This window comes from Rhodococcus sp. T7, from assembly GCF_009872365.1.
Classification (GTDB): Bacteria; Actinomycetota; Actinomycetes; order Mycobacteriales; family Mycobacteriaceae; genus Rhodococcus_F.
Map to the genome: position 1 here is coordinate 1 of NZ_WXYH01000027.1, position 22,273 is coordinate 22,273.

Consider the following 22,273-nt stretch of genomic DNA (forward strand, 5'->3'; position numbering starts at 1 on the left):
ACCTCGTGTCCCCCGCCTTCCGGCCGGGGTCGGTGTCCGTGTCGCTCTGACCTGGAATAAGTTACGCGAAGGGAAACTGCTTGCCAAATCGCCAGGTCACGGTGTTTACAGTTACGGATTCCGCTGGTCAGAGCTGGTGTGCCCCTACGGGTCCGGCGCTTTGCCGCTCATACCGGTCGCTGTGACGCCGGACTCACCGTGAAGAACCGGGATCTGCGTCGACTCGTTCGATGAGGCCACCGAGTTCCTGGAGGATCTCGACGAAGCGGGGATACCCGCGGTCGATGTGGAAGACGTCGTGCACTTCGGTCACCCCATCGGCGACGAGACCCGCGAGCACGAGGCCGGCGCCTGCCCGGATGTCCGAGGACCACACCGGCGCACTCGACAGCTGGGCGATTCCCCGGATCACCGCGTGATGGCCGTCCGTCCGTGCGTCGGCGCCCAACCGGATCATCTCTTCGACGAAGCGGAACCGCGCCTCGAAGACGTTCTCCGTGATCATCGACGTTCCCTCCGCGACCGCCGCGAGCCCGATGGCCATCGGCTGCAGGTCGGTGGGGAATCCCGGGTAGGGCAGCGTCGCGAAGTTGACGGCGGTGGGCCGCGCTTCCTGGACCACCCGGAATCCGTCGGCCTCGGCCGTGACCTCGGCGCCGGCAACCCGCAGTTTGTCGAGCACCAGGCCGAGGTGCTTCGGGTTGACCCCGCGTACGTGCACGTCGCCGCGGGTCATCGACGCGGCGATCCCCCACGTTGCCGCGACGATCCGATCGCCGATGACCCGGTGCGTGGTCGGCTCGAGCGTGGGAACGCCCTGGATGGTCAGCGTGGACGTGCCGGCACCGAGGATCTTCGCGCCCATCTGGATCAGCATGTTGCACAGGTCGACGATCTCGGGTTCGCGGGCCGCATTGTCGATCACCGTCTCGCCCTTGGCGAGGACGGCCGCCATCAGAATGTTCTCGGTCGCCCCGACCGACGGGAACGCGAGTCGGATGTTCGCACCGTGCAGGTCCTCGGCCTGGGCGACCACGCAGCCGTGCTCGATCGTGCTGTGCGCACCCAGCAACCGCAGCCCCGACTGATGCATGTCGAGGGGCCGGGAACCGATGGCATCGCCACCGGGCAGCGCGACCACGGCGCGACGGCAGCGCGCGACGAGCGGTCCGAGAACACACACGGACGCGCGGAACTGACGTACCGCCGCGAAATCGGCGTGATGTTTGGGTTCGGCGGGTGTCGTGATCCGGACGACGGAATCGTCGAGGTCCACCTCGCAGCCGAGGCCGCGCAGGACGTCGGCCATCAGGGGAACATCCAGGATGTCCGGACAATTGGTGACAGTTGTGGTGCCCTCAGCCAACAGCGCTGCCGCCATCAGCTTGAGAACGCTGTTCTTTGCGCCCCCGACAGACACTTCACCTACGAGGCGGCTACCGCCGGTGACAAGGAAGCGTTCGCTCACAGAACACAGCCTAGAGCCAGGGATGCCGACACCGGAGGCCGGTACCGTATCGCTATGGCCGTACACCTCACCAAGATCTACACCCGGACCGGCGACGACGGGACCACCGGACTCAGCGATTTCTCCCGTGTGTCGAAGAACGATCCGCGGCTGATCGCGTACGCCGACTGCGACGAGGCGAACGCCTCGATCGGGGTTGCGGTCGCGCTGGGCGACCCGCCGGAGGAGATCCGGTCGATACTGCGGCAGATCCAGAACGACCTGTTCGATGCGGGCGCCGACCTCTCCACCCCGGTGGAAGCGGAACCGAAGTACCCGCCGCTGCGCATCACCGGCGAGTACGTCGATCGCCTCGAAGGCTGGTGCGACGAACTGAACGAACGCCTGGAACCGCTGAACTCGTTCATTCTCCCGGGCGGGACAGCGCTGGGAGCGCTGCTGCACGTGGCGCGGACGGTGACCCGTCGCGCCGAGCGGTCCGCGTGGGCGGCCGTCGACGCGAACCCGGAGACCACCAACGCTCTTCCGGCGAAGTACCTCAACCGGCTGTCGGATCTGCTGTTCATCGTCAGCAGGCTCGCGAACCCCGAGGGCGACGTCCTGTGGAAGCCGGGAGCCGGGAAATCCTGATCAGAGCCGGCGGCCGCGAACCGATCGGCCGGACGGTCGCGATTCGACCCAGGACAGGAACGCGGTCAACGCTCCCCCGTCCAATGCGATCTCGTACGAGCTCCCGCGGTCCTTGACCGACAGGATCATGATCTCCTCGGACATGATGTCGAATTCGGAGCCCTCCGGGCTGCGGCGACCTGCGACCTCGATGCCCTGGCGCTCGATGCGCGAATCGGGGCCGGGTCGCAGACTCGACAGTTTGAAGAAGACGAGGGAACCCTCGCCGTAGCGGATGACGCCGTGACGCCACCCGGTGTCCCCCGGGGCAGGCGTCACCCGGAGGATCGCCGCGGTGCCCCCGCGGCGCAGAACTGCAAGCCGATACAGAAAAACCGCGACGAAGGCCGCGAGCAGCACAACCAGAATGATCAACACAGTCATTCCGATTGTCACTGTTCGTCGGCTCCGTCGCGGTCTTTCTCGTGCAGCCTAGGCGCGCTCTACAGCGCGGACCCGACCCTTGGCGACAGCAATCGCCTCGAGGTCGTCTCCACTCTCTGCAAGCACGGCCTTGGCCGCTTCCACATCGATGTCCTCGGCCAAGTCGGCTGACTCGGCGAGGATCGTGACTGTCTTCGCGGTCACGGACAGGAACCCGCCGTGCACAGCAGCGACGATACGCTCACCGTCGGCCGTCGTGATCGCAACCACTCCGCCCTCGACCAGCTGTCCGAGAACCGGCTCATGCCCAGGCATGACACCGATCTCGCCCTCGGTCGTCTGTGCGCTGACGAGAGTCGCCGAACCAGACCACAACCGTCGCTCCACGGCGACGAGTTCCACGGTCATCTCAGCCATCGTCGACTACTTCCCGGCGATCTTCTTGGCTGCAGCCTCGACGTCGTCGAGTCCACCACAGCTGTTGAACGCCTGCTCGGGCAGGTGATCGAACTCGCCCTTGCAGATGCGGTCGAACGCCTCGATGGTGTCGCGGAGCGGCACCACGGAGCCGGGCTCACCGGTGAACTTCTCGGCGACGATGAAGTTCTGGCCGAGGAACTTCTGCAGGCGACGGGCACGGCCGACGAGCACCTTGTCCTCTTCCTGCAGCTCGTCCATACCGAGGATGGCGATGATGTCCTGCAGTTCCTTGTACTTCTGCAGGATGCGCTTGACCTCGTTGGCGACCCGGAAGTGCTCGGCACCGACGATGCCGGGCTCCAGGATGCGGGAGGTGGAGGTCAGCGGGTCCACAGCGGGGTAGATACCCATCTGCGAGATCGGACGCGACAGCTCGGTGGTGGCATCGAGGTGCGCGAACGTCGTGGCCGGCGCCGGGTCGGTGTAGTCGTCGGCGGGCACGTAGATCGCCTGCAGCGAGGTGATGGAGCGGCCTCGCGTCGAGGTGATCCGCTCCTGCAGCTCACCCATCTCGTCAGCCAGGGTCGGCTGGTAACCCACGGCCGAAGGCATACGACCGAGCAGGGTCGACACCTCGGAACCGGCCTGGGTGAAACGGAAGATGTTGTCGATGAACAGCAGCACGTCCTGGCCCTGGACATCGCGGAAGTACTCCGCCATGGTCAGTGCGGACAGGGCGACGCGCATACGCGTTCCCGGCGGCTCGTCCATCTGGCCGAAGACAAGGGCGGTGTCCTGGAGGACGCCCATCTCTTCCATCTCGAGGTGAAGGTCGGTGCCCTCACGGGTGCGCTCACCGACGCCTGCGAACACCGAGGTTCCGGAGAACTCGCGGGCGATACGGGTGATCATTTCCTGGATCAGAACGGTCTTGCCGACACCGGCACCACCGAACAGACCGATCTTTCCGCCCTTGACGTACGGGGTGAGGAGGTCGATGACCTTGATGCCGGTCTCGAGGATCTCCGTCTTGCCCTCGAGCTGGTCGAAGGCCGGTGGCTTGCGGTGGATGCCCCACTGCTCGCCGTCGCGACCCGTACCGGGAGCGTCGAGGCAGTCGCCCAGCGCGTTGAAGACGTGGCCCTTGACGACGTCGCCGACGGGAACCGAGATCGGCTTTCCCGTATCGGACACCGAGGTGCCGCGGATCAGACCGTCGGTGGGCTGCATCGAGACGGTGCGCACCAGGTTGTCGCCGAGGTGCTGTGCGACCTCGAGGGTCAGCGTCTTGGCGACCGAGGGGAGCGTGATCTCGGCGTGCAGGGCGTTGAACAGTTCAGGAATGGCGCCACGCGGGAATTCAACGTCCACGACGGGACCGATGACCCGCACGACGCGGCCGGCGACGGACGAACCCGAGCCTGCCCCGTTGTTTTCGGTTACTGCTGCGGTCATTGCTTAGTCACTTCCTGCGCTCGAGGCGAGCGCATTCGCGCCGCCGACGATCTCGCTGATTTCCTGGGTGATCTGGGCCTGGCGAGCCTGGTTTGCCTGACGGCTCAACGTGTTCACCAGTTCGTTTGCGTTGTCCGTCGCGGCCTTCATGGCCGTACGACGGGCAGCCGACTCCGACGCCGCAGCATCCAGCAGCGAGGAGTAGATGCGGGTGCTGATGTACTTCGGCAGCAGGGCACCGAGCAGCTTGTCGGGTTCCGGCTCGAAGTTGTATCCGGCGACCGGTTCCGAGTTGCCGGACCCGTGACCGTTCGTCAGCATGTCTTCGCCGAGTTCGACGTGCTCCTCGGAGACCATCACCTCGAGGGGAGCCATCCGGCGAACCTCGGGAGACTGGGTCAGCATCGACACGAAACGGGTGTAGACGATGTGCAGCTCGTCGACGCCTTCGATGGTGCCCTCGCCGTTCGGCGCGGGAACCTCGGAGCCGGATCCGGCCATGAACAGGTCGACCAGGTGCCGGCTCGCCTTGGCAGCGTCGGAGTAGCCCGGATCCTGGGAGAACCCGGTCCACGCACCCCCCAGATCGCGGCCACGGAACGTGTAGTAGCCCAGACCCTTGGATCCGAGCACATAGATGACCGGATCCTTGCCCTCGCTGCGCAGCAGCTGGAACAGCTCCTCTGCCTCCTTGAGGACATTGGAGTTGTATCCGCCGCACATACCGCGGTCGCTGGTGACGACCAGGACCGCGGCACGCTTGGGATCGGTGCGCTCGTTGAGCAACGGGTGGTCCAGCGAAGCGGACGCGCTCGCCAGCTCCGAGAGAACCTTCGTGATCTCCTCGGCGTACGGCTTCGCCGCGGCGACGCGCGACTGTGCCTTCGTGATCCGCGAGGTCGCGATCAGTTCCTGGGCCTTGGTGATCTTCTTGGTCGAGTTGACCGACTTGATGCGAGACCTCAGTTCGAGAATGCTTGCCATCGATCGATCACTCTCCCTTCATGTTTCGCAGCATCATGGGCAGGCCGCTCACTTGCTGACGGTGGTGCGCTTGACGTTGATCTGCTCGTGGCCGACCTCGCCGGCGTCCAGAGCCTCAGCCTCGGCCTCGTTCACGACCCGGCTTCCGTCGGACGCGAGGAAGGTTTCCTTGAACTTGTCGGTGGCCTCGACCAGCGCCTTCGCGTTGTCGGCGTCGAGTGCCTTGCCGCCCTTGATGCTCTCGTACACGCCGGAGGCGGTGCGGTGCAGCTCGTCGAGCAGCTCCGCCTCGAAGCGACGGACGTCGCCGACCGGCACGCTGTCGAAGACACCTTCACCGGCGAGGTAGATCGACACGATCTGGTCCTCGACGGGGATCGGGCTGTACTGATCCTGCTTGAGCAGCTCGACCAGGCGGGCACCACGCTCGAGCTGTGCCTTCGAGGCGGCGTCCAGGTCGGAGGCGAAGGCGGAGAACGCCTCGAGCTCACGGAACTGGGCCAGCTCCAGACGCAGCGAGCCGGAAACCTTCTTCATGCCCTTGGTCTGCGCGGCGCCACCGACACGGGACACCGAGATGCCGACGTTGATGGCGGGACGGACACCCTTGTTGAAGAGGTCCGACTCGAGGAACACCTGACCGTCGGTGATGGAGATGACGTTGGTCGGGATGTAGGCCGAGACGTCGTTGGCCTTGGTCTCGATGATCGGCAGCGCGGTCAGCGAACCTCCACCCAGGGCGTCGGACAGCTTGGCCGAACGCTCCAGCAGGCGGGAGTGCAGGTAGAAGACGTCACCGGGGTATGCCTCACGTCCCGGCGGGCGACGCAGCAGCAGCGAGATGGCGCGGTACGCCTCGGCCTGCTTGGTCAGGTCGTCGAACACGACCAGGACGTGCTTGCCCTGGTACATCCAGTGCTGACCGATGGCGGAGCCGGTGTAGGGCGCGAGCCACTTGAAACCGGCGGAGTCGGAGGCCGGGGCCGCGACGATGGTGGTGTACTCCATCGCGCCCTGCTCCTCGAGAGCAGCCTTGACGCCCGCGATGGTGGAGCCCTTCTGGCCGATCGCGACGTAGATGCAGCGAACCTGCTGCTTCTCGTCGCCGGTCTCCCAGTTGGCCTTCTGGTTCAGGATCGCGTCGATGCAGACGGCGGTCTTGCCCGTCTTACGGTCGCCGATGACGAGCTGACGCTGTCCGCGGCCGATCGGGGTCATCGCGTCGATGGCCTTGATGCCGGTCTGCAGCGGCTCCTCGACGGGCTGACGCTCGAGCACCGAGGCAGCCTGCAGCTCGAGGGCGCGGGTCTCGTCGCTCGCGATCTCGCCCAGGCCGTCGATCGGCTGGCCGAGCGGGTTGATGACGCGGCCGAGGAAGGCGTCGCCGACGGGTACCGACAGCACGTCGCCGGTCCGCTTGACTTCCTGGCCTTCCTGGATGTTCTCGTAATCGCCCAGGATGACGGCACCGATCTCGGTGGCATCCAGGTTGAGCGCGACGCCCAGAATTCCGCCGGGGAACTCCAGCAGTTCGTTGGCCATCGCCGAAGGCAGGCCACTGACGTGCGCGATGCCGTCGCTGGTGTCGGTCACGACGCCGACCTCTTCGCGGGAGGCCTCCGGGGAGTAGCTCGCGGTGTAGTTCTCGATCGCGCTACGGATCTCGTCGGAGGAGATCGTCAGCTCCGCCATGTTTTTCCTGCTCTCGGTGTCTGGTCTTCGAAAAGATCTGGGGTATGGGGTTCGGTTGCGGACTACTTGAGGGACTTCCGCAACGCTGCGAGACGTCCCGCTCCGCTGCCGTCGATCACCTCGTCGCCCACCCGGACGACCAAGCCGCTGAGGAGTTCAGGATCGACCTCCACGTGAACCGTCACCGGCTTCCCGTAGGTACGGGTGAGGGTGGCGGTCAGCCGATCCGACTGCTCACTGGACAGCGGAGCAGCGCTGCGCACCTTGGCGACAACGGCCTTCCGCTGTGCTGCTGCCAGATTCGACAGTGCGTCGAAGGCACCCGCGGGTGCGGAGTTCTTCAACCGGCCCACTGCCTGGGTCGCCAATGCCTCGGAGACCGCGGTGACCTTGCCGTACAGCAGCTTGGAGAGCAGGTCACGCTTGCCCTTCGCCGGTACGGAACGGTCGGACAGTGACTGCTCGAGCTTCGGATCACCGGCAACGATGCGGCCGAGGCGGAAGAGCTCGTCCTCGACGGCGTCGAGCTGTCCCTGATCGGCCGCTGCCTTCAGCAGCGATTCCCGACCGAGGAGCACCAGCGAGTTGAGCAGGTCGGAGGTGGCGGACCAGTCCTGGCCCACCGCCGCCTTCAGGACGGCGAGGGTCTCGGCCGAGACCTTGCCGCCGAACACCTGCTGGGCCAGACCTTCGCGAACGCTCCCGGTCGTCGAGGTGTCCGACAGCGCGCTCCGGAGAGTGCGCTGCTCGTCCAGGATCTCGACGACCGAGAACAGCTCGGCCCCGATCTGGGCCGCGGCCGCTGTGGCTGCTCCGGCAGAGACGGATCCCAAGGCCGAAGACAACGCAGCACGGGTCTGCGTCAAGGCCTCACGGCTCGCTGCGTACATGGTGCTCACTTCCCTGCTGCGGAATTTGCGCCGATGGAGTCGAGCTCGTTCAGGAATCGATCGACCGTGCCTGCCCGCTTCACGTCGTCGGCGAGTGACTCACCGATGAGCTTCTCAGCGAGGTCGACGGCGGTGCGGCCGAGATCGCCGCGCAGTTCGGCGACGATCTGCTGACGCTGGGCAACCAATTGGTTGTTGCCGGCGGCCACGATGCGGTCGCTTTCTTCCTGAGCCTGTGCCTTCATTTCGGCGATGATCTGCTGCCCCTGGGTGCGCGCGTCCTCACGGATCTGCGCAGCCTCGGTGCGAGCTTCGGCCAGCTGGGCGCGGTACTGCTCGAGCGCCGCCTTCGCTTCGGCCTGGGCCTCTTCGGCCCGCTTGATGCCGCCGTCGATCTGCTCGGTTCGCTCGGCAAGGACCTTCTGGAACATCGGAAGGACGTACTTCCAGAAGACGAAACCAACGATGACCAGGCAGACGATCGACCAAACGATGTCATACGTCGCGGGGAGGAGAGGGTTGTGGCTCTCTTCCTCTGCCGCGAGCAATGCGATGTTGGCTGCCATGACGGTCTTAGAAAATGAAGCCGGCGACGAGGCCGATCAGCGCGAGGGCTTCGGTGAAGGCGATACCGAGGAACATCGTGGTACGAACCTGTCCGGCCATCTCGGGCTGGCGAACCATGCCCTCGATTGCCTTACCGACGACGATACCCACGCCGATGCCGGGGCCGATCGCGGCGAGGCCGTAGCCGATGGCTCCGAAGCCCTTCGCCGTGGTGGTGGTCTCGACCGCTTCCTGTGCCAGGTACGCGAGGCTCATGGTGTTTCGTTCCCTTTCTGTTGACCTCCACCGTGTTCGGCGAGGCTCAGTTCTTGGTGTAGCTGGTCGTGAAGCTTGGTGGTGCTCAGTGCGAATCCGCGTGCAGTGCCAGGTCGATGTACACCGACGTGAGCAGCGCGAAGACGTAGGCCTGCAGGAAGATCACCAGCAGTTCGAAGAAGGTGAATGCAATGCCGGCGGCAAGCGAGGCCACACCGAACACGGCCTGGAACCCACCGGAGACGAAGAAGAAGTACTGAGTGGCGCTGAAGAACAGCACCAGCAGGATGTGGCCGGCCAGCATGTTGGCCATGAGACGAACCATGAGCGTGAACGGCCGGAGGACGAACGTCGAGATGAACTCGATCGGCACGAGCAGGAAGTGCAGCGGAAGCGGCACACCCGGAACCACGATGCTGCTCTTCACGTACTTGAAGAAGCCGTACTTCTTGATGCCGACGTAGTTGAACACGATGTACGCCAGGGCGGCGAGCACGAGCGGCATGCCGATTCGCGCGTTCGGCGAGATGTTGATGAAGGGGATGATGCTGCCGAGGTTGCTGGCGAGCACCAGGAAGAAGATGGTGGTGATGACCGGCAGGAAGCGCTTGCCCTGCTCCTTGCCGAGAATCTCTTCCGCGATGTTGATCCGGACGAAGTCGAGCGCGATCTCGCCGATGTTCTGGACACCGCGCGGAATGATCTTCGGGCTGCGCATCGCGATGACGAAGAAGAGCATCATCAGGGCGGACAGCAGGATGCGAACCAGCATCAGGCGGTCGAGTTCGAACGGAGTCCCTTCGAACAGGACCGCGGGCGGGAAGAAGTCGTTCAGGGAAGGCGCGTGGAATTCTTCCGCGGCCACGTTGATGACGCTCAGCGTTCTCTCCCGTAGTCGGTCCGCAGCCTTCATTGACTGCGGTTCGATCGGACATTGACGATCAAACAAGTCGACAAGCTCGACTCGCGTATTCGTCAGCTGCTGAGGACTGTTCGAGTCCAGCGTCTGTCGGTGTCGGCGACTCTCGTCGACTCGGCGGCCCTGGATGTGCGGCCACCTACAAGCATGCAATACCGGCGAGTAACTGACTCGCACTCTCATTGCTCTCGCTTGACCCAGACCTTAGCAAGTCATCTACGACGTTGTGTAGACGGGGTCGGGGTCGATTCAATTTTACTACATCTCGTAGTACTACTTATCGTCCGAATCGGACGATCCTGTGTCGTCCGACGGCGCGGGTTCGACGTACGGCGCCTTGGTCCCGAGCACTCCGAACGTTTCCGCTCCCAGCACGATGACCAGCGAAAGCACCATGACCAGCACCAATGCCGTCTTGTCGTAGAAGTCGAGCGGTTTGAGGATCGCGAGGACCGTGATCGCGAGGATCATCTTCAGCAACCACGTACCGAGCAGTACCGCTCCCGCCGTCAGGGCCGGAAGCTTCGCGGTGAACAGCACACCGAGTGCGGTGCACAGGATGAACCCTCCCCCGACGGCCGCACCGAGAAGTGCCCCGTACAGGCCGGGCTTGCCCGCGACGAGAAACGCGATGATCGAACCGACGACTGCCAGCACGATCAGACCGAGAACTCCGTAGCGGACGGCAGCCCGCAACGACGCGGTGTGATCAGGGGCAGAGGCGGGGGTGAACGTCACGGTCGCCAAGGGTAGTGGATCCTCGCCGGTCCGCGGCAACCCTCCCGTCAGCCCCGGTGGTCGTGCTGCTGTCCGCGAATCGACGGGACGGCAGTCACGACCAGCGCGAAGACGAGCCCGCCCGCGACCAGGAGCACGACGACGCGACGGTCGAACAGGGCCGAACCGACCGCGCCGAACGCCAGCACACCGACCCACAAGTAGATGAGCAGCACGACGCGGCGGTGCGAGTGCCCGATCTGGAGGAGCCGGTGGTGGAGGTGCATCTTGTCGGGGCTGAATGGGCTCACCCCGGCGCGGGTGCGCCGGACGATGGCCAGCAACAGGTCGAGGATCGGAATGAACATGACGGCACCGACCAGCAACAGCGGCGAGAGCAGACCGAGCAGGTCACGGGTGCCGTACGCGGTCAACGGGATGCGACCGGACGCGCTGGTGGAGATGGCCGCGAGCATCAGCCCGATCAGCATGGAGCCGGAGTCGCCCATGAAGATCTTGGCGGGCTGGAAGTTGTGCGGAAGGAAACCGAGACACGCACCTGCCAGCGCGGCGGCGATCAGAGCGGGCGGATAGGCGCTGACGTCGCCGCCCTGATCGTGCAGAAGTCCGACCGAGAACACGCAGATCGCGAGCGAGGAGATCAGGCCGAGGCCCGCAGCGAGGCCGTCGAGGCCGTCGACGAAGTTCATGGCGTTGACCATCACCACCGCAACGCCCACGGTGACGAGACCGGCTTGCAGCTGGTCGAGGATGACCGTGCTGCCGTCCCCGAACGGCATGTAGACGATGAACCAGCTCACCCCCATCACGACGAGGATCCCGGCCGCCGTGACCTGGCCGACGAACTTCGTGAGCGCGTCCAGGCCCCAGCGGTCGTCGACCACGCCCACCAGCACGATCACGAACCCCGAGACCAGGGCCGCGGGAATGTCGGAGGTGAATTCGAATCCCCTGGTGAGCGCGGGTAGCTGTTGCGCGAACAACAACGCGACGAGCATGCCGAGATACATACCGACCCCGCCGAGGCGAGGCGTCGGGGTGACGTGGACGTCCCGGTCCCGCGGCACCGCCACCGCCCCGAACCGCAGCGCGAACAGCCGCACGGCCCCGGTGGCGAGGTAGGTCACCACCGCGGCGGTGAAGAGGACGAGCAGGAGTTCGCGCAGCGGGACACCCGCGCCCCCACCTGCTTGGGCCAGCACCGTGCCGGCCGATTCGGCAGCACTCACTGGGCGGACAGACTCTCCGCCGTCACTCCGAGCACGTCGGCGACATCGCCGGTGGGCACCGCGCCTTCACGCAGGATCCGCGGCGTCGCGCCGGTGAGGTCGACAATGGTCGATGCCTGCCCCTGTTCCGCCCGGCCGCCGTCGAGATACACGCTCGCCGATCCGCCGAGTTGCTCGCGGGCCTCGTCCACCGTCGTCGCGGGCGGGCGCCCGGAGACGTTCGCGCTCGACACCGCGAGCGGCCCGACCTCACGCAGCAGTTCGAGGGCGACCGGGTGCAGCGGCATGCGGAGCATGACCGTGCCCCGGGTGTCGCCGAGATCCCATGCCAGCGAAGGCGCTTGTTCCACAACGAGACTCAGTCCGCCGGGCCAGAATGCCCGGATGAGGTCGCGCGCCTGCGGGCGCACGCTGTACACCAGGCCGTCGATCGTGTTCCACGAGCCGACGAGCACGGGCACCGGCATGTCGCGACCGCGACCCTTGGCCCGCAGGAGGGCGGCGACGGCCTCGCTGTCGAAGGCGTCCGCGCCGATTCCGTACAGCGTGTCCGTGGGGAGCACGACGAGACGCCCGGCCTTCAGCGCATTCTTGGCGGCACTCAGTCCGGCGGAGCGTGAATCGGGAAGGCCACAGTCGTAAACGGTACTCACCGGTTCATTCTTTCACCCTCGGCGTCGGCCCCTGCACGCTGCGCCTCGATATCCGTTGCGACGCGCCGGGCCACGACGAAGCGCGGCTTGCCGGCCAGATCCGGGTGCTCCGCGACCTCGCCGAACACGCGGCGGGACGCGAACAGTGCCGCCACGTCGGAGCCGTTCGAGTCGTCGTGCTCGATGCCGACCGCTCCCCCGATCCGCAGCCAGCGCGCGACGTTCGAGATCATCGGCTTGATGACGGACAGACCGTCCGGTCCGGCGAACAGCGCGCTGTGCGGATCGTGGTCGGCTACCTCGGGTTCGAGTTCGACACCCTCCGGGATGTACGGCGGATTCGCGACGATCAGGTCGACCCCGCCCTCGAGCCCGGCGAGCAACGTCCGGTCGGTCACGTCGCCCTGATACAGCCGGATCGGCGCGTCACCTGCCTGTTCGCGGGCGTCGGCGTTGCGCCGAGCCCAGGCGAGGGCATGCGGTTCCAATTCGACGGCGTGCACGACGGCGTCGGGGCGGGCGTTGGCGATCGCCAGCGCGAGCGCGCCCGAACCGGTGCACAGGTCGAGGACCACCGGCGGATGCTGATCGCAGCTTCCGAGGAACGCGAGCGCCCACCCGAGCAGCAGTTCGGTCTCCGGGCGCGGCACGAAAACGCCGGGGCCGACCTCGATGTCGATGTCTCCCATGGCGGCCGTACCGAGGATGTACTGCAACGGAATCCGCTTGGCCCGTTGGTCCACCATCTTCTTGTAGGCATCGATCACCGACTCGTCGACGAGCGGGACGAGCCCGAGCCGGGTCCGCTCCACCCCCAGCAGGTGTGCGGCGAGCAGTTCGGCGTCCGCACGGGAGCTACGCACCCCGGCCTCGTCGAGTTGCGCGGTTGCGTCGATCAGGGCCAGGCGAAGAGGAAGGCGACTCACAGGTACAGACTGCCACGCGGCCCAGCGTCCGGTTGCGCGGTCCCGCCTTCGCGGTTACTCCGCGGCGAGCCTCGCCTCGCGGTCCGACTTGCCGAGCGCGTCGAGGAGGGCGTCGAGTTCGCCGTCCAGGACCGCATCCAGGTTGTGGGACTTGAACCCGATCCGGTGATCGGTGATGCGGTTCTCCGGGAAGTTGTATGTGCGGATCCGCTCCGAACGGTCGACGGTGCGCACCTGGCTCTGTCTGCCCGCCGACGCCTCCGCGTCCGCGGCCTCCTCCGCCGCGGCCTGCAGCCGGGCGGCGAGCACCTGCATGGCGCGGGCCTTGTTCTGCAGCTGCGAGCGTTCGTTCTGACAGGTCACGACGATGCCGGTGGGCAGGTGCGTGATCCGGACCGCGGAGTCGGTGGTGTTGACACCCTGACCGCCCTTGCCCGAGGAGCGGTAGACGTCGATGCGCAGATCGGTTTCGTCGATCTGCACCTCCTCCACCTCTTCCGGTTCCGGGTAGATGAGGACACCGGCGGCGGACGTGTGGACACGCCCCTGCGATTCCGTCACCGGCACGCGCTGCACACGGTGGACGCCGCCCTCGAACTTCAGCCGCGCCCAGACCCCGTCACGCACATCGCCCTTCGACTTGATCGACAGCGTCGCGTCCTTGTATCCACCGAGGTCGGAGACGGTCGCGTCGAGGATCTCGACGCGCCAACCGTGACGCTCGGCGTACCGGACGTACATCCGGGCCAGGTCGGAGGCGAACAGCGCGGATTCCTCACCGCCCTCCCCCGACTTCACCTCGAGCACCACGTCGTCACCGTCGTGCGGGTCGCGGGGGGCCAGCAGATCGGTGAGGGCCTTGTCCAGTTCGAGGACCTGCTCCTCGAGTGCGGGCACCTCGGCGGCGAAGCTGGAGTCGTCGGCGGCGAGTTCACGCGCCGCGTCCAGATCGTCCTGCGCCGACTTGAGCCTGGTGTACGTCGCCATGATCGGCGCGAGTTCGGCGAATCGCTTGCCCGCCTTGCGGGCCGCGGAAGCGTCGTTGTGCAGGGCCGGGTCCGACAACTGCTGCTCCAGGCCGGCATGTTCGGCCAGGATGTCGTCGATGGCCGAAGGCTGGGTGGTCCCTGCCATGATTCGCTCCGCTCTGCGTTCGTTCGGGAGTAGGCACAAAAAAGCCGACGCCCGGCCTGCAATTATCGCAGGACGGGCGTCGGCGGAACAGCTAGGACTCTGCAGATTCCTTGGCTGCGCCCTTGCCGGCACGCTTGCCGTAGCGAGCCTCGAAGCGGGCGACACGTCCACCGGTGTCGAGGATCTTCTGCTTGCCGGTGTAGAACGGGTGGCACTGCGAGCAGACCTCGACGTTGATACGCCCGGACTCCTTGGTGCTGTGGGTCTCGAAGGTGTTGCCGCAACCACAGACCACGGTGGTGGCCACGTAATTGGGGTGAATGCCTGACTTCATGGTGTCCCTTTCAATGGTCGCCGGGTCGCCTTCGCCATTCGAAGACGTGAACCGGAACCGGACTCAGCCGCTCAGTATGCCAGATCGCAGGTTCGCGATCCCAATCGGCATTTCTGCTTGCGGTGTGGTCAACGCGGGTGGTCCGCGTTTTGTTCCACGGTGATTCCGGAGCGGAAAACAGCGGGGCCCGGCGACAAAAGTCGCCGGGCCCCGCTTCGGGTCGATGATCAGTCGTCGATCGCGCCCGGAGCAGTCTTCGACACCTGCATGAGGAATTCGAGGTTGCTCTTGCTCTTCTTGAGCCGGTCGATCAGCAGATCGATGGCCTGGTGCGAATCGAGTCCGGAGAGCACGCGCCGAAGCTTGTGCAGCACCGCCGCCTCGTCCGGGCTGAGCAGCAGCTCGTCCTTACGTGTGCCCGAGGGGTTCACGTCCACGGCCGGGAACACGCGACGTTCCGCGATCTTGCGGTCGAGCTTCAGCTCGGCGTTACCGGTGCCCTTGAACTCCTCGAAGATCACGGTGTCGCCGGTGGAACCGGTCTCGACCATGGCCGTCGCGATGATCGTGAGCGAACCGCCGTTCTCGATGTTGCGCGCAGCACCGAGGAAACGCTTCGGCGGGTACAGCGCGGTCGAGTCGACACCACCGGAGAGGATGCGTCCCGACGCCGGCGACGAGTTGTTGTACGCACGGCCGAGGCGGGTGATCGAGTCGAGCAGGACGACGACGTCCTTACCCGCCTCCACCAGGCGCTTCGCACGCTCGATGGCGAGCTCGGCGACCGACGTGTGGTCTCCCGGCGGGCGGTCGAAGGTCGAGGAGATGACCTCGCCCTTCACCGAACGCTGCATGTCGGTGACCTCTTCGGGACGCTCGTCGACCAGCACGACCATGAGGTAGCACTCGGGGTTGTTGGTCGCGATGGCGTTCGCGATGGCCTGCAGAACGCTGGTCTTACCGGCCTTCGGCGGACTCACGATCAGCGCACGCTGTCCCTTGCCGATCGGCATCACCAGGTCGATGACACGCGTCGTCAGGATGTTCGGCGTCGTCTCCAGCCGCAGCCGCTGATTCGGGTACAGCGGGGTGAGCTTGCCGAACTCGGGGCGCTTCTTGGCCGCTTCGATGTCGCCGCCGTTGACGGTGTCGATGCGGACCAGCGGGTTGAACTTCTGCCGCTGGTTGGCCTGATCGCCCTCGCGTCCCACCCGGACGGCGCCGGTGATGGCGTCACCGCGACGGAGACCGTTCTTGCGGATCAGGTTCATCGACACGTAGACGTCGTTCGGTCCGGCCAGGTAGCCGGAGGTCCGCACGAACGCGTAGTTGTCGAGGACGTCCAAGATGCCCGCGACCGGCTGCAGGACGTCGTCCTCGCGGATCTCGGTCTCGCGGACGTCGCCGCCGCCGCCTTCACCGCGGTCGCGTCCACGACGACGTTCGCGGAAGCGACGTCCGCGGCGTCCGCGACCGCCTTCCTCGTCGTCGCCGGGGCGGTTGTCGTTGGTGCGCGGGCCGTTGCCGCCCTGGCTGCGGTCGCCGCGGTTGTCGCGATCGCCCCGGTCACCGCGTTCGCCCCGGTCACCGCGTTCGCCCCGGTCACCACGGGTGTCGCCACGGTCGCCGCCGCGCTCACGTCGGTTGCGGTCGCCGCCCTGCTCGCCGGAGCCGTCCTGCTTTGCGGGCTTCTCGGCGGAATCCTGACGGTCTTCGGCCTGCTTGCGCTCGGCCTGCTGCATGTCTGTGGCAGTCGCCGAGGCGGTGTCCTGAGCGTTGCCGCCCTGGTCACCCTGCTCGGGAGCGCCTGCCCGACGCGCGGACCCCCGGCGCTGGCGGCCACGACGTCCGCCTTCGGCGGTGTCGGTGTCGCCGGCTGCGCCGTCGGCCGTCGCAGTTTCGGCCGTCTTGGGCTCGGCGGCCTTCTCGGCGGGCTCCGCCTGCGGAGTCACTTCGAGTTCGGTCTGAGCGGACTGTTCGCGCTTTGCGCGCGTCGCCCGGGTCCGGGGAGCGGTTTCGGTCGCGGCAGCGGCCGGGGCTGCAGAGCCGCCCTGACGCTCCTTGATCGCGGCGATCAGGTCGCCCTTGCGCATCCCCGAAATGCCCTTGATGCCCAGCTCACCTGCGAGAGAGCGGAGCTCGGTGAGCACCATTCCGGACAGCCCGGCACCTCGGCGCGCGTCGGCGCGCTTTGTGGAGGCCGTCACTGATGACGCCTGTGAAGAGTCGCCTGCCTGCGCGCCAACGGTATCCACCGAGGAGGCGCGCACAGGAGCGGCGATGAGGTCCGTATCGGTCACGGAGGTCCTTTCCTTCCCTCACTCGCGCTGCGCAGAGTCGAGGGTTCGTCCCGTAATTCGGTTTCGAATACCGAATTCGGATGTGCCGTACGTAGTTGCATGTGAAGAACTGCCGGCTTGCCCGCCATCACATCACCCTTGAAACAGGCGCGTACTCGCAATCCCTACACGACAGATAGTGCGGAGGATCGTGCCAGGAGCCGTCAACCCCGATTGACCTGGAGTAATTGCCCTGGTGAAGCACCGGCGTCTGATGCGCACGATGTACGGACATTGCCCAGGATAGCTGTGAACGCCCGTAGGGGCAAGGAGACGCCCCTACGGCGTGTCAGCTGGTCCGGACGCCGTCTGCTACGTCCAGTTCGAGAACCTGCAACCCCTCGGCCTCGGCCTGTGCTCGAAGACCCACAGGGAAAGGCTCCGTGGTCAATGCGAGGACGGTCGGTCCGGCTCCCGAGACGGTGGCGGCGATACCCGCCTTCCGGAGGACGGCGATCCATCGCGTCGTCAGCGGGAGGGCCGGAGCGCGCTGCGTCTGATGCAGCCGGTCCTCGGTGGCCGCCATGAGAAGGTCGGGACGCTCTGTGAGCGCCACCACAGCGAGGGCCCCGCGGCTGACGTTGAACGCGGCGTCCCGGTGGGGAACCGTCTCCGGCAACAGACCCCGCGTGTGGGCCGTCGACGAACGCTCCCCCGGAACCAGCGCGACGACCCGGATCGCGGGGTGCACCTTCAGCGCGACGGCCGAGTAGATGTCGGTGGCCGCGGGGGCTCCGTCGGCCTGCTCACCCGCGCAGCTCCACGACACGACGGCACCGCCGAGCACGCTCGCCGACGCGTTGTCGGGATGCCCTTCGAATTCGGACGACAGCTGGACGAGCTGATCGGGCGACAGCCCGAGTTCGGGGTCGAGCTTGATCGCCAGACCATTGGCGGCCGCCAGTCCCCCGACGACGGCGGAGGCGGAGGATCCCAGACCCCGCGAATGGGGTATCACGTTGCGGCACACCACATCCAGACCGTCGGCCCACACCCCGGCCGATTCCAGGCCGCGTTCGATCGCCCGGACCACGAGATGGGACGGACCCCACGGCACGTCGTCGGCGCCCTCGCCCTCGACCCGGATGTTCAGCCCCGAAGCCGTGGTCGTCACGGTGATCTCGTCGTACAGCCCGAGCGCGATACCCAGCGTGTCGAAACCCGGGCCGAGATTGGCGCTCGACGCAGGAACGCGGGCGGTCACGGTGAGGCCCGCTGGGAGGGTCTGTGTCATGGCGGCGGTCTGGTCCTGCGGCGTGGTGGGCGTGGGCGCCCCCACTACGCCAGCTCGAGGGCCGAGGCGACAGCGACAGGGTCGACCGGGATCGGTTGGACCTCAGGCATACCCGCCAACGCCGTGTCGGGGTCCTTGAGGCCGTTACCGGTGACCGTGCAGACGACGGTCAGCCCGGAGTCCAGCCAGCCCTCCTTGCGGGCGGCGAGCAGGCCCGCAACGCTCGCGGCGGAGGCGGGTTCGACGAAGACCCCTTCGGTCCTGGCGATCAGCCGGTACGCCTCGAGGATCTCGTCGTCGGTGGCGGCCCGGAACGCGCCGTGCGACTCTTCCTTCGCGGTGACCGCGCCGTTCCACGATGCCGGCGAGCCGATGCGGATCGCGGTCGCGATGGTCTCCGGGTCCTTCACCGGCGCACCGAGGACGAGCGGCGCAGCACCCGCGGCCTGCACGCCGAGCATGCGGGGCTTCACACTGGTGAGCCCGTCCGCGTAGTACTCGGAGTACCCGCGCCAGTAGGCGGTGATGTTGCCTGCGTTGCCGACCGGGAGGGCGTGCACGTCGGGGGCCTTGCCGAGGGCGTCGCAGATCTCGAACGCCGCGGTCTTCTGACCCTCGATGCGGACCGGGTTGACCGAGTTCACGAGCCCGATCGTGGGGAATTCCGCGGTGGTCTTGCGGGCCAGTTCGAGACAGTCGTCGAAGTTGCCCTGCACCTGGATGATCCGCGCACCGTGCATGACGGCCTGCGCGAGCTTGCCCATGGCGATCTTGCCCTGCGGCACCAGCACGGCGCAGGTCATCTTCGCCTTGGCGGCGTACGCGGCGGCGGAGGCGGACGTGTTACCCGTGGACGCGCACAGGACGGCCTGCTGACCGCGGGCCAGCGCGTCGGTGACGGCCATCGTCATGCCGCGGTCCTTGAACGAACCGGTGGGATTGAGCCCCTCGACCTTCAGGTAGACGTCGCAACCGGTGATCTCCGACAGGTGCCCGGCGGGCAGCAGCGGGGTGCCGCCCTCGCGCAGGGTGACCGTCTTCCAGTTCGGTCCGATGGCGAGGCGGTCGCGGTAAGCCTCGATCAGCCCCGGCCAGGGGGTGTGAACGGGGTTACGGGTGCCGGTCATTGTTCGGTGCCTTCCAGTCGCAGCACGCTGGTCACAGCGGTGACGAATTCGAGTTTGCTCAGGGCCTCAACGGTTTCCGACAGGGCAGAATCCGTCGCGACGTGGGTCACGACGACGAGGCGAGCGCCGTCGCCGGCACCTTCCTGCCGCACGGTGGAGATGCTGACGCCGTGCTGCGAGAATTCGGCAGCCACCGCCGACAGGACCCCGGCCTTGTCCGCTACCTGCATGTTGACGTAGTAGCGGGTGGGGATGTCGCCGATCGGCGCGATCTTCAGCTTGGCGTACTTGGACTCGCGGGGTCCGCGGCCACCGTTCACCTTGTTGCGCGCGGCCATCACCAGGTCGCCCATCACGGCCGACGCGGTGGGGGCGCCGCCGGCGCCCTGACCGTAGAACATCAGGCGTCCGGCGTTCTCCGCCTCGACGACGACGGCGTTGAACGCACCGTTGACCGCGGCCAGCGGGTGCTCCACCGGCACGAGAGCCGGGTAGACCCGAGCGGAGATCCGCTCCTTGCCCTCGGGGGTGGTGATCCGCTCGCAGATGGACAGCAGCTTGATCGTGCAGTCGAGGGCGCGGGCCGACGTCAGGTCGGCCGCGGTGATCTTGGAGATCCCCTCGCGGTACACGTCGGCGGCGGTGACCCGGGTGTGGAACGCGATCGACGCGAGGATGGCGGCCTTGGCCGCGGCGTCGTAGCCCTCCACGTCGGCGGTCGGATCTGCCTCGGCGTATCCCAGGCGTCCCGCCTCGGCGAGGGTCGCGGCGTAGTCTGCGCCGGTCTCGTCCATCGCCGACAGGATGAAGTTGGTGGTTCCGTTCACGATTCCGGCGACCTTGTTCACCCGGTCGCCGGCAAGCGACTGGATGAGCGGGCGGATCACGGGGATCGCACCGGCAACGGCGGCCTCGAAGTAGAGGTCGACGTTGTGCAGTTCCGCGGCCTCGGCCAGTTCACCGGTGTGATCGGCGAGGAGCGCCTTGTTGGCGGTGACGACGGACTTGCCGGAGTTCAGCGCCGAGAGAATCAGCTTGCGGGGCAGATCCATGCCCCCGATCACCTCGACGACCAGGTCGACGTCGTCGCGGGCCACGAGGGACTCCGCGTCGGTGGTCTGCAACTCCTCGGGAATTCCGCGGTCCTTGCCGGGGCGGCGGACAGCCACTCCACGCAGTTCCAGCGGGGCGCCGACGCGAGCCTCGAGGTCTTCGCTGTGCTCCCGCAGGATGCGCACGACCTCGCTCCCGACGTTGCCGAGGCCGAGGACGGCCACACCGATAGCGCGATGCGCCGATTCGCTCGTCACTCTTGTACCTCCAAGCTCAACAGGTCTTCCACGGTTTCCCTCCGGAGGATCACGCGCGACTGTCCGTCGCGCACAGCCACCACGGCAGGGCGGGCGAGCAGGTTGTACCTGCTCGACATCGAATAGCAGTATGCACCGGTGGCCGCGACGGCGAGCAAATCGCCGGCGTCGATGTCCTCCGGCATCCAGGTATCGCGGATCACGATGTCACCGGACTCGCAGTGCTTGCCGACGACGCGGGACACCACCGGCGCCGCGTCGCTGACCCGCGAGACCAGTTTGGCCTCGTACTCCGCCTGGTACAGCGCGGTGCGGATGTTGTCGCTCATTCCGCCGTCGACGCTGACGTACCGGCGGGTGAGGTTGCTGCCGACGGTGACGTCCTTGATGGTGCCGACCTCGTACAGCGTGACCGTTCCGGGTCCGGCGATCGCGCGGCCGGGTTCGACGGCCAGCGTCGGCTCGGGCAGACCGGCGAGCGCCGATTCGTGGCGCACTATGTCGCCGAGTTTGGCGGCGAGCTGGTCAACCGGCGGCGGGTCGTCGGAGGGGACGTAGGAGATGCCCATGCCGCCGCCGAGATCGATGATCGAGATCTGAGCGGTCTTCTCGACGCCGAATTCCGCGACGACGTCCCGCAGGAGGCCGATCACGCGGTGCGCGGCCAACTCGAAGCCGTCGACGTCGAAGATCTGCGAGCCGATGTGGCTGTGGAGGCCGACGAGGCGAAGGTTGTCGGCGGCGAAGACCCGCCGGACCGCGTCGATCGCCTTTCCGCCGGCCAGCGAGAACCCGAACTTCTGATCCTCGTGGGCGGTGGAGATGAACTCGTGGGTGTGCGCCTCGACTCCGACGGTCACGCGAATCAGAACGTCTTGCACCACACCGCCTTCGGCGGCCACCTTGTCGAGGCGGTCGATCTCCGTGGCGGAGTCGAGCACGATGTGCCCGACCCGGGCCGACACCGCGGCGGTCAGCTCGGCGACCGACTTGTTGTTGCCGTGCATGGCAATTCGCTCCGCCGGGAATCCGGCGTGCAGCGCGACCGCGAGTTCGCCGCCCGACGCGACGTCCAGGGACAGGCCCTCGTCGGCGACCCAGCGGGCGATCTCGCCGCACAGGAACGCCTTCGACGCGTAGTGCACCTTGGCCGTCGGCCCGAAGGCGCGGGCCATGTCGCGGCAGCGGGACCGGAAGTCGTCCTCGTCGACGACGAACAGTGGGGTGCCGTACTTCTCGGCCAGTTCGGTGACCGGGATGCCCGCGAGGCTGACCACCCCGTCCGCGGCGCGGCGGGCGTTGCGGGGCCACACCTCGGGAGAGAGTGCGGCGAATGCGGCCGCGTCGGCGGGACGTTCGGGCAGACCGGGCGCGTGCACTTGCTCGGCGTGCTTGGGACCGGCGGGGGGCGCGCTCACATCTGCTCCGGTGCGCTGACGCCGAGCAGGGCGAGTCCGTTGGCCAGGACCCGGGAACGTCGTCATCCCCAAGTCGGTGACGCCGGAGCGTATCGTCGCCAACTTCGACGTCTTCGACTTCGAACTGA

22 protein-coding genes are annotated in these 22,273 nt (G+C 66.8%); 1 reads left to right on the forward strand and 21 read right to left on the reverse strand.

What is annotated here, in order from left to right:
* Positions 1-193: 193 nt before the first annotated feature.
* A complete protein-coding gene (gene murA / locus MLGJGCBP_RS04165) occupies positions 194-1,468 on the reverse strand; it encodes a UDP-N-acetylglucosamine 1-carboxyvinyltransferase (RefSeq protein WP_160094167.1) in 1,275 nt (424 codons plus the stop codon).
* Between the two features lie 54 nt (positions 1,469-1,522).
* Here murA and MLGJGCBP_RS04170 point away from each other — a divergent pair, with 54 nt between their 5' ends.
* The gene (locus MLGJGCBP_RS04170; protein WP_087558332.1) at positions 1,523-2,098 is read left to right on the forward strand and encodes a cob(I)yrinic acid a,c-diamide adenosyltransferase; all 576 of its coding nucleotides are present in this window, start codon (positions 1,523-1,525) and stop codon (positions 2,096-2,098) included.
* On the opposite strand, the gene MLGJGCBP_RS04175 is transcribed toward MLGJGCBP_RS04170, so the two are convergent.
* From MLGJGCBP_RS04175 to lysA, 20 genes are all read right to left on the reverse strand, one after another.
* Positions 2,099-2,521, reverse strand: a complete 423-nt coding sequence (locus MLGJGCBP_RS04175; protein WP_160094168.1) for a DUF2550 domain-containing protein — start codon at positions 2,519-2,521, stop codon at positions 2,099-2,101.
* Between the two features lie 48 nt (positions 2,522-2,569).
* Positions 2,570-2,938: a F0F1 ATP synthase subunit epsilon gene (locus MLGJGCBP_RS04180; RefSeq protein WP_007300053.1), complete on the reverse strand. Its 369-nt coding sequence runs from the start codon at positions 2,936-2,938 to the stop codon at positions 2,570-2,572.
* A 6-nt stretch (positions 2,939-2,944) separates the two neighbouring features.
* Positions 2,945-4,396: a F0F1 ATP synthase subunit beta gene (gene atpD, locus MLGJGCBP_RS04185; RefSeq protein WP_005252960.1), complete on the reverse strand. Its 1,452-nt coding sequence runs from the start codon at positions 4,394-4,396 to the stop codon at positions 2,945-2,947.
* Between the two features lie 3 nt (positions 4,397-4,399).
* Positions 4,400-5,380, reverse strand: coding sequence for a F0F1 ATP synthase subunit gamma (locus MLGJGCBP_RS04190; protein WP_160094169.1), 981 nt, complete (start codon positions 5,378-5,380; stop codon positions 4,400-4,402).
* A gap of 48 nt (positions 5,381-5,428) precedes the next feature.
* The gene (gene atpA, locus MLGJGCBP_RS04195) at positions 5,429-7,072 is read right to left on the reverse strand and encodes a F0F1 ATP synthase subunit alpha (RefSeq protein ID WP_012688409.1); all 1,644 of its coding nucleotides are present in this window, start codon (positions 7,070-7,072) and stop codon (positions 5,429-5,431) included.
* A gap of 62 nt (positions 7,073-7,134) precedes the next feature.
* Complete coding sequence (locus MLGJGCBP_RS04200) at positions 7,135-7,962, reverse strand: F0F1 ATP synthase subunit delta (RefSeq protein WP_201452956.1); 828 nt, start codon at positions 7,960-7,962, stop codon at positions 7,135-7,137.
* Positions 7,963-7,967: 5 nt separating this feature from the next.
* On the reverse strand, positions 7,968-8,528 hold the full coding sequence (locus MLGJGCBP_RS04205) for a F0F1 ATP synthase subunit B (protein WP_087558328.1): 561 nt from the start codon (positions 8,526-8,528) through the stop codon (positions 7,968-7,970).
* 7 nt (positions 8,529-8,535) lie between these two features.
* The gene (locus MLGJGCBP_RS04210) at positions 8,536-8,784 is read right to left on the reverse strand and encodes an ATP synthase F0 subunit C (RefSeq protein WP_012688412.1); all 249 of its coding nucleotides are present in this window, start codon (positions 8,782-8,784) and stop codon (positions 8,536-8,538) included.
* A gap of 85 nt (positions 8,785-8,869) precedes the next feature.
* Complete coding sequence (gene atpB / locus MLGJGCBP_RS04215; protein ID WP_160094171.1) at positions 8,870-9,697, reverse strand: F0F1 ATP synthase subunit A; 828 nt, start codon at positions 9,695-9,697, stop codon at positions 8,870-8,872.
* A 279-nt stretch (positions 9,698-9,976) separates the two neighbouring features.
* The gene (locus MLGJGCBP_RS04220) at positions 9,977-10,450 is read right to left on the reverse strand and encodes a hypothetical protein (RefSeq protein WP_160094172.1); all 474 of its coding nucleotides are present in this window, start codon (positions 10,448-10,450) and stop codon (positions 9,977-9,979) included.
* Between the two features lie 38 nt (positions 10,451-10,488).
* Positions 10,489-11,670, reverse strand: coding sequence for a glycosyltransferase family 4 protein (locus MLGJGCBP_RS04225; RefSeq protein WP_160094173.1), 1,182 nt, complete (start codon positions 11,668-11,670; stop codon positions 10,489-10,491).
* Positions 11,667-12,323: an L-threonylcarbamoyladenylate synthase gene (locus MLGJGCBP_RS04230; protein ID WP_160094174.1), complete on the reverse strand. Its 657-nt coding sequence runs from the start codon at positions 12,321-12,323 to the stop codon at positions 11,667-11,669. The genes MLGJGCBP_RS04225 and MLGJGCBP_RS04230 overlap by 4 nt, the downstream gene beginning before the upstream one ends.
* Entirely contained in the window at positions 12,320-13,249 is a 930-nt protein-coding gene (gene prmC, locus MLGJGCBP_RS04235; protein ID WP_072946115.1) for a peptide chain release factor N(5)-glutamine methyltransferase, read from the reverse strand. The genes MLGJGCBP_RS04230 and prmC overlap by 4 nt, the downstream gene beginning before the upstream one ends.
* Before the next feature lie 54 nt (positions 13,250-13,303).
* On the reverse strand, positions 13,304-14,383 hold the full coding sequence (gene prfA, locus MLGJGCBP_RS04240) for a peptide chain release factor 1 (RefSeq protein WP_087558324.1): 1,080 nt from the start codon (positions 14,381-14,383) through the stop codon (positions 13,304-13,306).
* Between the two features lie 91 nt (positions 14,384-14,474).
* Positions 14,475-14,717: a 50S ribosomal protein L31 gene (gene rpmE, locus MLGJGCBP_RS04245; protein ID WP_087558323.1), complete on the reverse strand. Its 243-nt coding sequence runs from the start codon at positions 14,715-14,717 to the stop codon at positions 14,475-14,477.
* Between the two features lie 227 nt (positions 14,718-14,944).
* Positions 14,945-17,017: a transcription termination factor Rho gene (gene rho, locus MLGJGCBP_RS04250; RefSeq protein WP_160094175.1), complete on the reverse strand. Its 2,073-nt coding sequence runs from the start codon at positions 17,015-17,017 to the stop codon at positions 14,945-14,947.
* Positions 17,018-17,345: 328 nt separating this feature from the next.
* The gene (gene thrB, locus MLGJGCBP_RS04255; RefSeq protein ID WP_160094176.1) at positions 17,346-18,290 is read right to left on the reverse strand and encodes a homoserine kinase; all 945 of its coding nucleotides are present in this window, start codon (positions 18,288-18,290) and stop codon (positions 17,346-17,348) included.
* 44 nt (positions 18,291-18,334) lie between these two features.
* Positions 18,335-19,417 carry a threonine synthase gene (gene thrC / locus MLGJGCBP_RS04260; protein ID WP_087558321.1) on the reverse strand — a complete coding sequence of 361 codons (1,083 nt, stop codon included), beginning with the start codon at positions 19,415-19,417 and terminating at the stop codon, positions 18,335-18,337.
* Positions 19,414-20,727 carry a homoserine dehydrogenase gene (locus MLGJGCBP_RS04265; RefSeq protein WP_087558320.1) on the reverse strand — a complete coding sequence of 438 codons (1,314 nt, stop codon included), beginning with the start codon at positions 20,725-20,727 and terminating at the stop codon, positions 19,414-19,416. Before MLGJGCBP_RS04265 ends, thrC begins: the two co-directional genes overlap by 4 nt.
* Positions 20,724-22,145: a diaminopimelate decarboxylase gene (lysA, locus tag MLGJGCBP_RS04270; RefSeq protein WP_160094177.1), complete on the reverse strand. Its 1,422-nt coding sequence runs from the start codon at positions 22,143-22,145 to the stop codon at positions 20,724-20,726. The genes MLGJGCBP_RS04265 and lysA overlap by 4 nt, the downstream gene beginning before the upstream one ends.
* Between the last annotated feature and the right edge of the window lie 128 nt (positions 22,146-22,273).

Bases quoted from the DNA above. Each gene is read 5' to 3' on its own strand.
- MLGJGCBP_RS04170 (WP_087558332.1), top strand. From the start codon at position 1,523: ATGGCCGTACACCTCACCAAGATCTACACCCGGACCGGCGACGACGGG.
- MLGJGCBP_RS04175 (WP_160094168.1), bottom strand. From the start codon at position 2,521: ATGACTGTGTTGATCATTCTGGTTGTGCTGCTCGCGGCCTTCGTCGCG.
- MLGJGCBP_RS04180 (WP_007300053.1), bottom strand. From the start codon at position 2,938: ATGGCTGAGATGACCGTGGAACTCGTCGCCGTGGAGCGACGGTTGTGG.
- atpD (WP_005252960.1), bottom strand. From the start codon at position 4,396: ATGACCGCAGCAGTAACCGAAAACAACGGGGCAGGCTCGGGTTCGTCC.
- MLGJGCBP_RS04190 (WP_160094169.1), bottom strand. From the start codon at position 5,380: ATGGCAAGCATTCTCGAACTGAGGTCTCGCATCAAGTCGGTCAACTCG.
- atpA (WP_012688409.1), bottom strand. From the start codon at position 7,072: ATGGCGGAGCTGACGATCTCCTCCGACGAGATCCGTAGCGCGATCGAG.
- MLGJGCBP_RS04200 (WP_201452956.1), bottom strand. From the start codon at position 7,962: ATGTACGCAGCGAGCCGTGAGGCCTTGACGCAGACCCGTGCTGCGTTG.
- MLGJGCBP_RS04205 (WP_087558328.1), bottom strand. From the start codon at position 8,528: ATGGCAGCCAACATCGCATTGCTCGCGGCAGAGGAAGAGAGCCACAAC.
- MLGJGCBP_RS04210 (WP_012688412.1), bottom strand. From the start codon at position 8,784: ATGAGCCTCGCGTACCTGGCACAGGAAGCGGTCGAGACCACCACCACG.
- atpB (WP_160094171.1), bottom strand. From the start codon at position 9,697: ATGAAGGCTGCGGACCGACTACGGGAGAGAACGCTGAGCGTCATCAAC.
- prfA (WP_087558324.1), bottom strand. From the start codon at position 14,383: ATGGCAGGGACCACCCAGCCTTCGGCCATCGACGACATCCTGGCCGAA.
- rpmE (WP_087558323.1), bottom strand. From the start codon at position 14,717: ATGAAGTCAGGCATTCACCCCAATTACGTGGCCACCACCGTGGTCTGT.
- thrB (WP_160094176.1), bottom strand. From the start codon at position 18,290: ATGACACAGACCCTCCCAGCGGGCCTCACCGTGACCGCCCGCGTTCCT.
- thrC (WP_087558321.1), bottom strand. From the start codon at position 19,417: ATGACCGGCACCCGTAACCCCGTTCACACCCCCTGGCCGGGGCTGATC.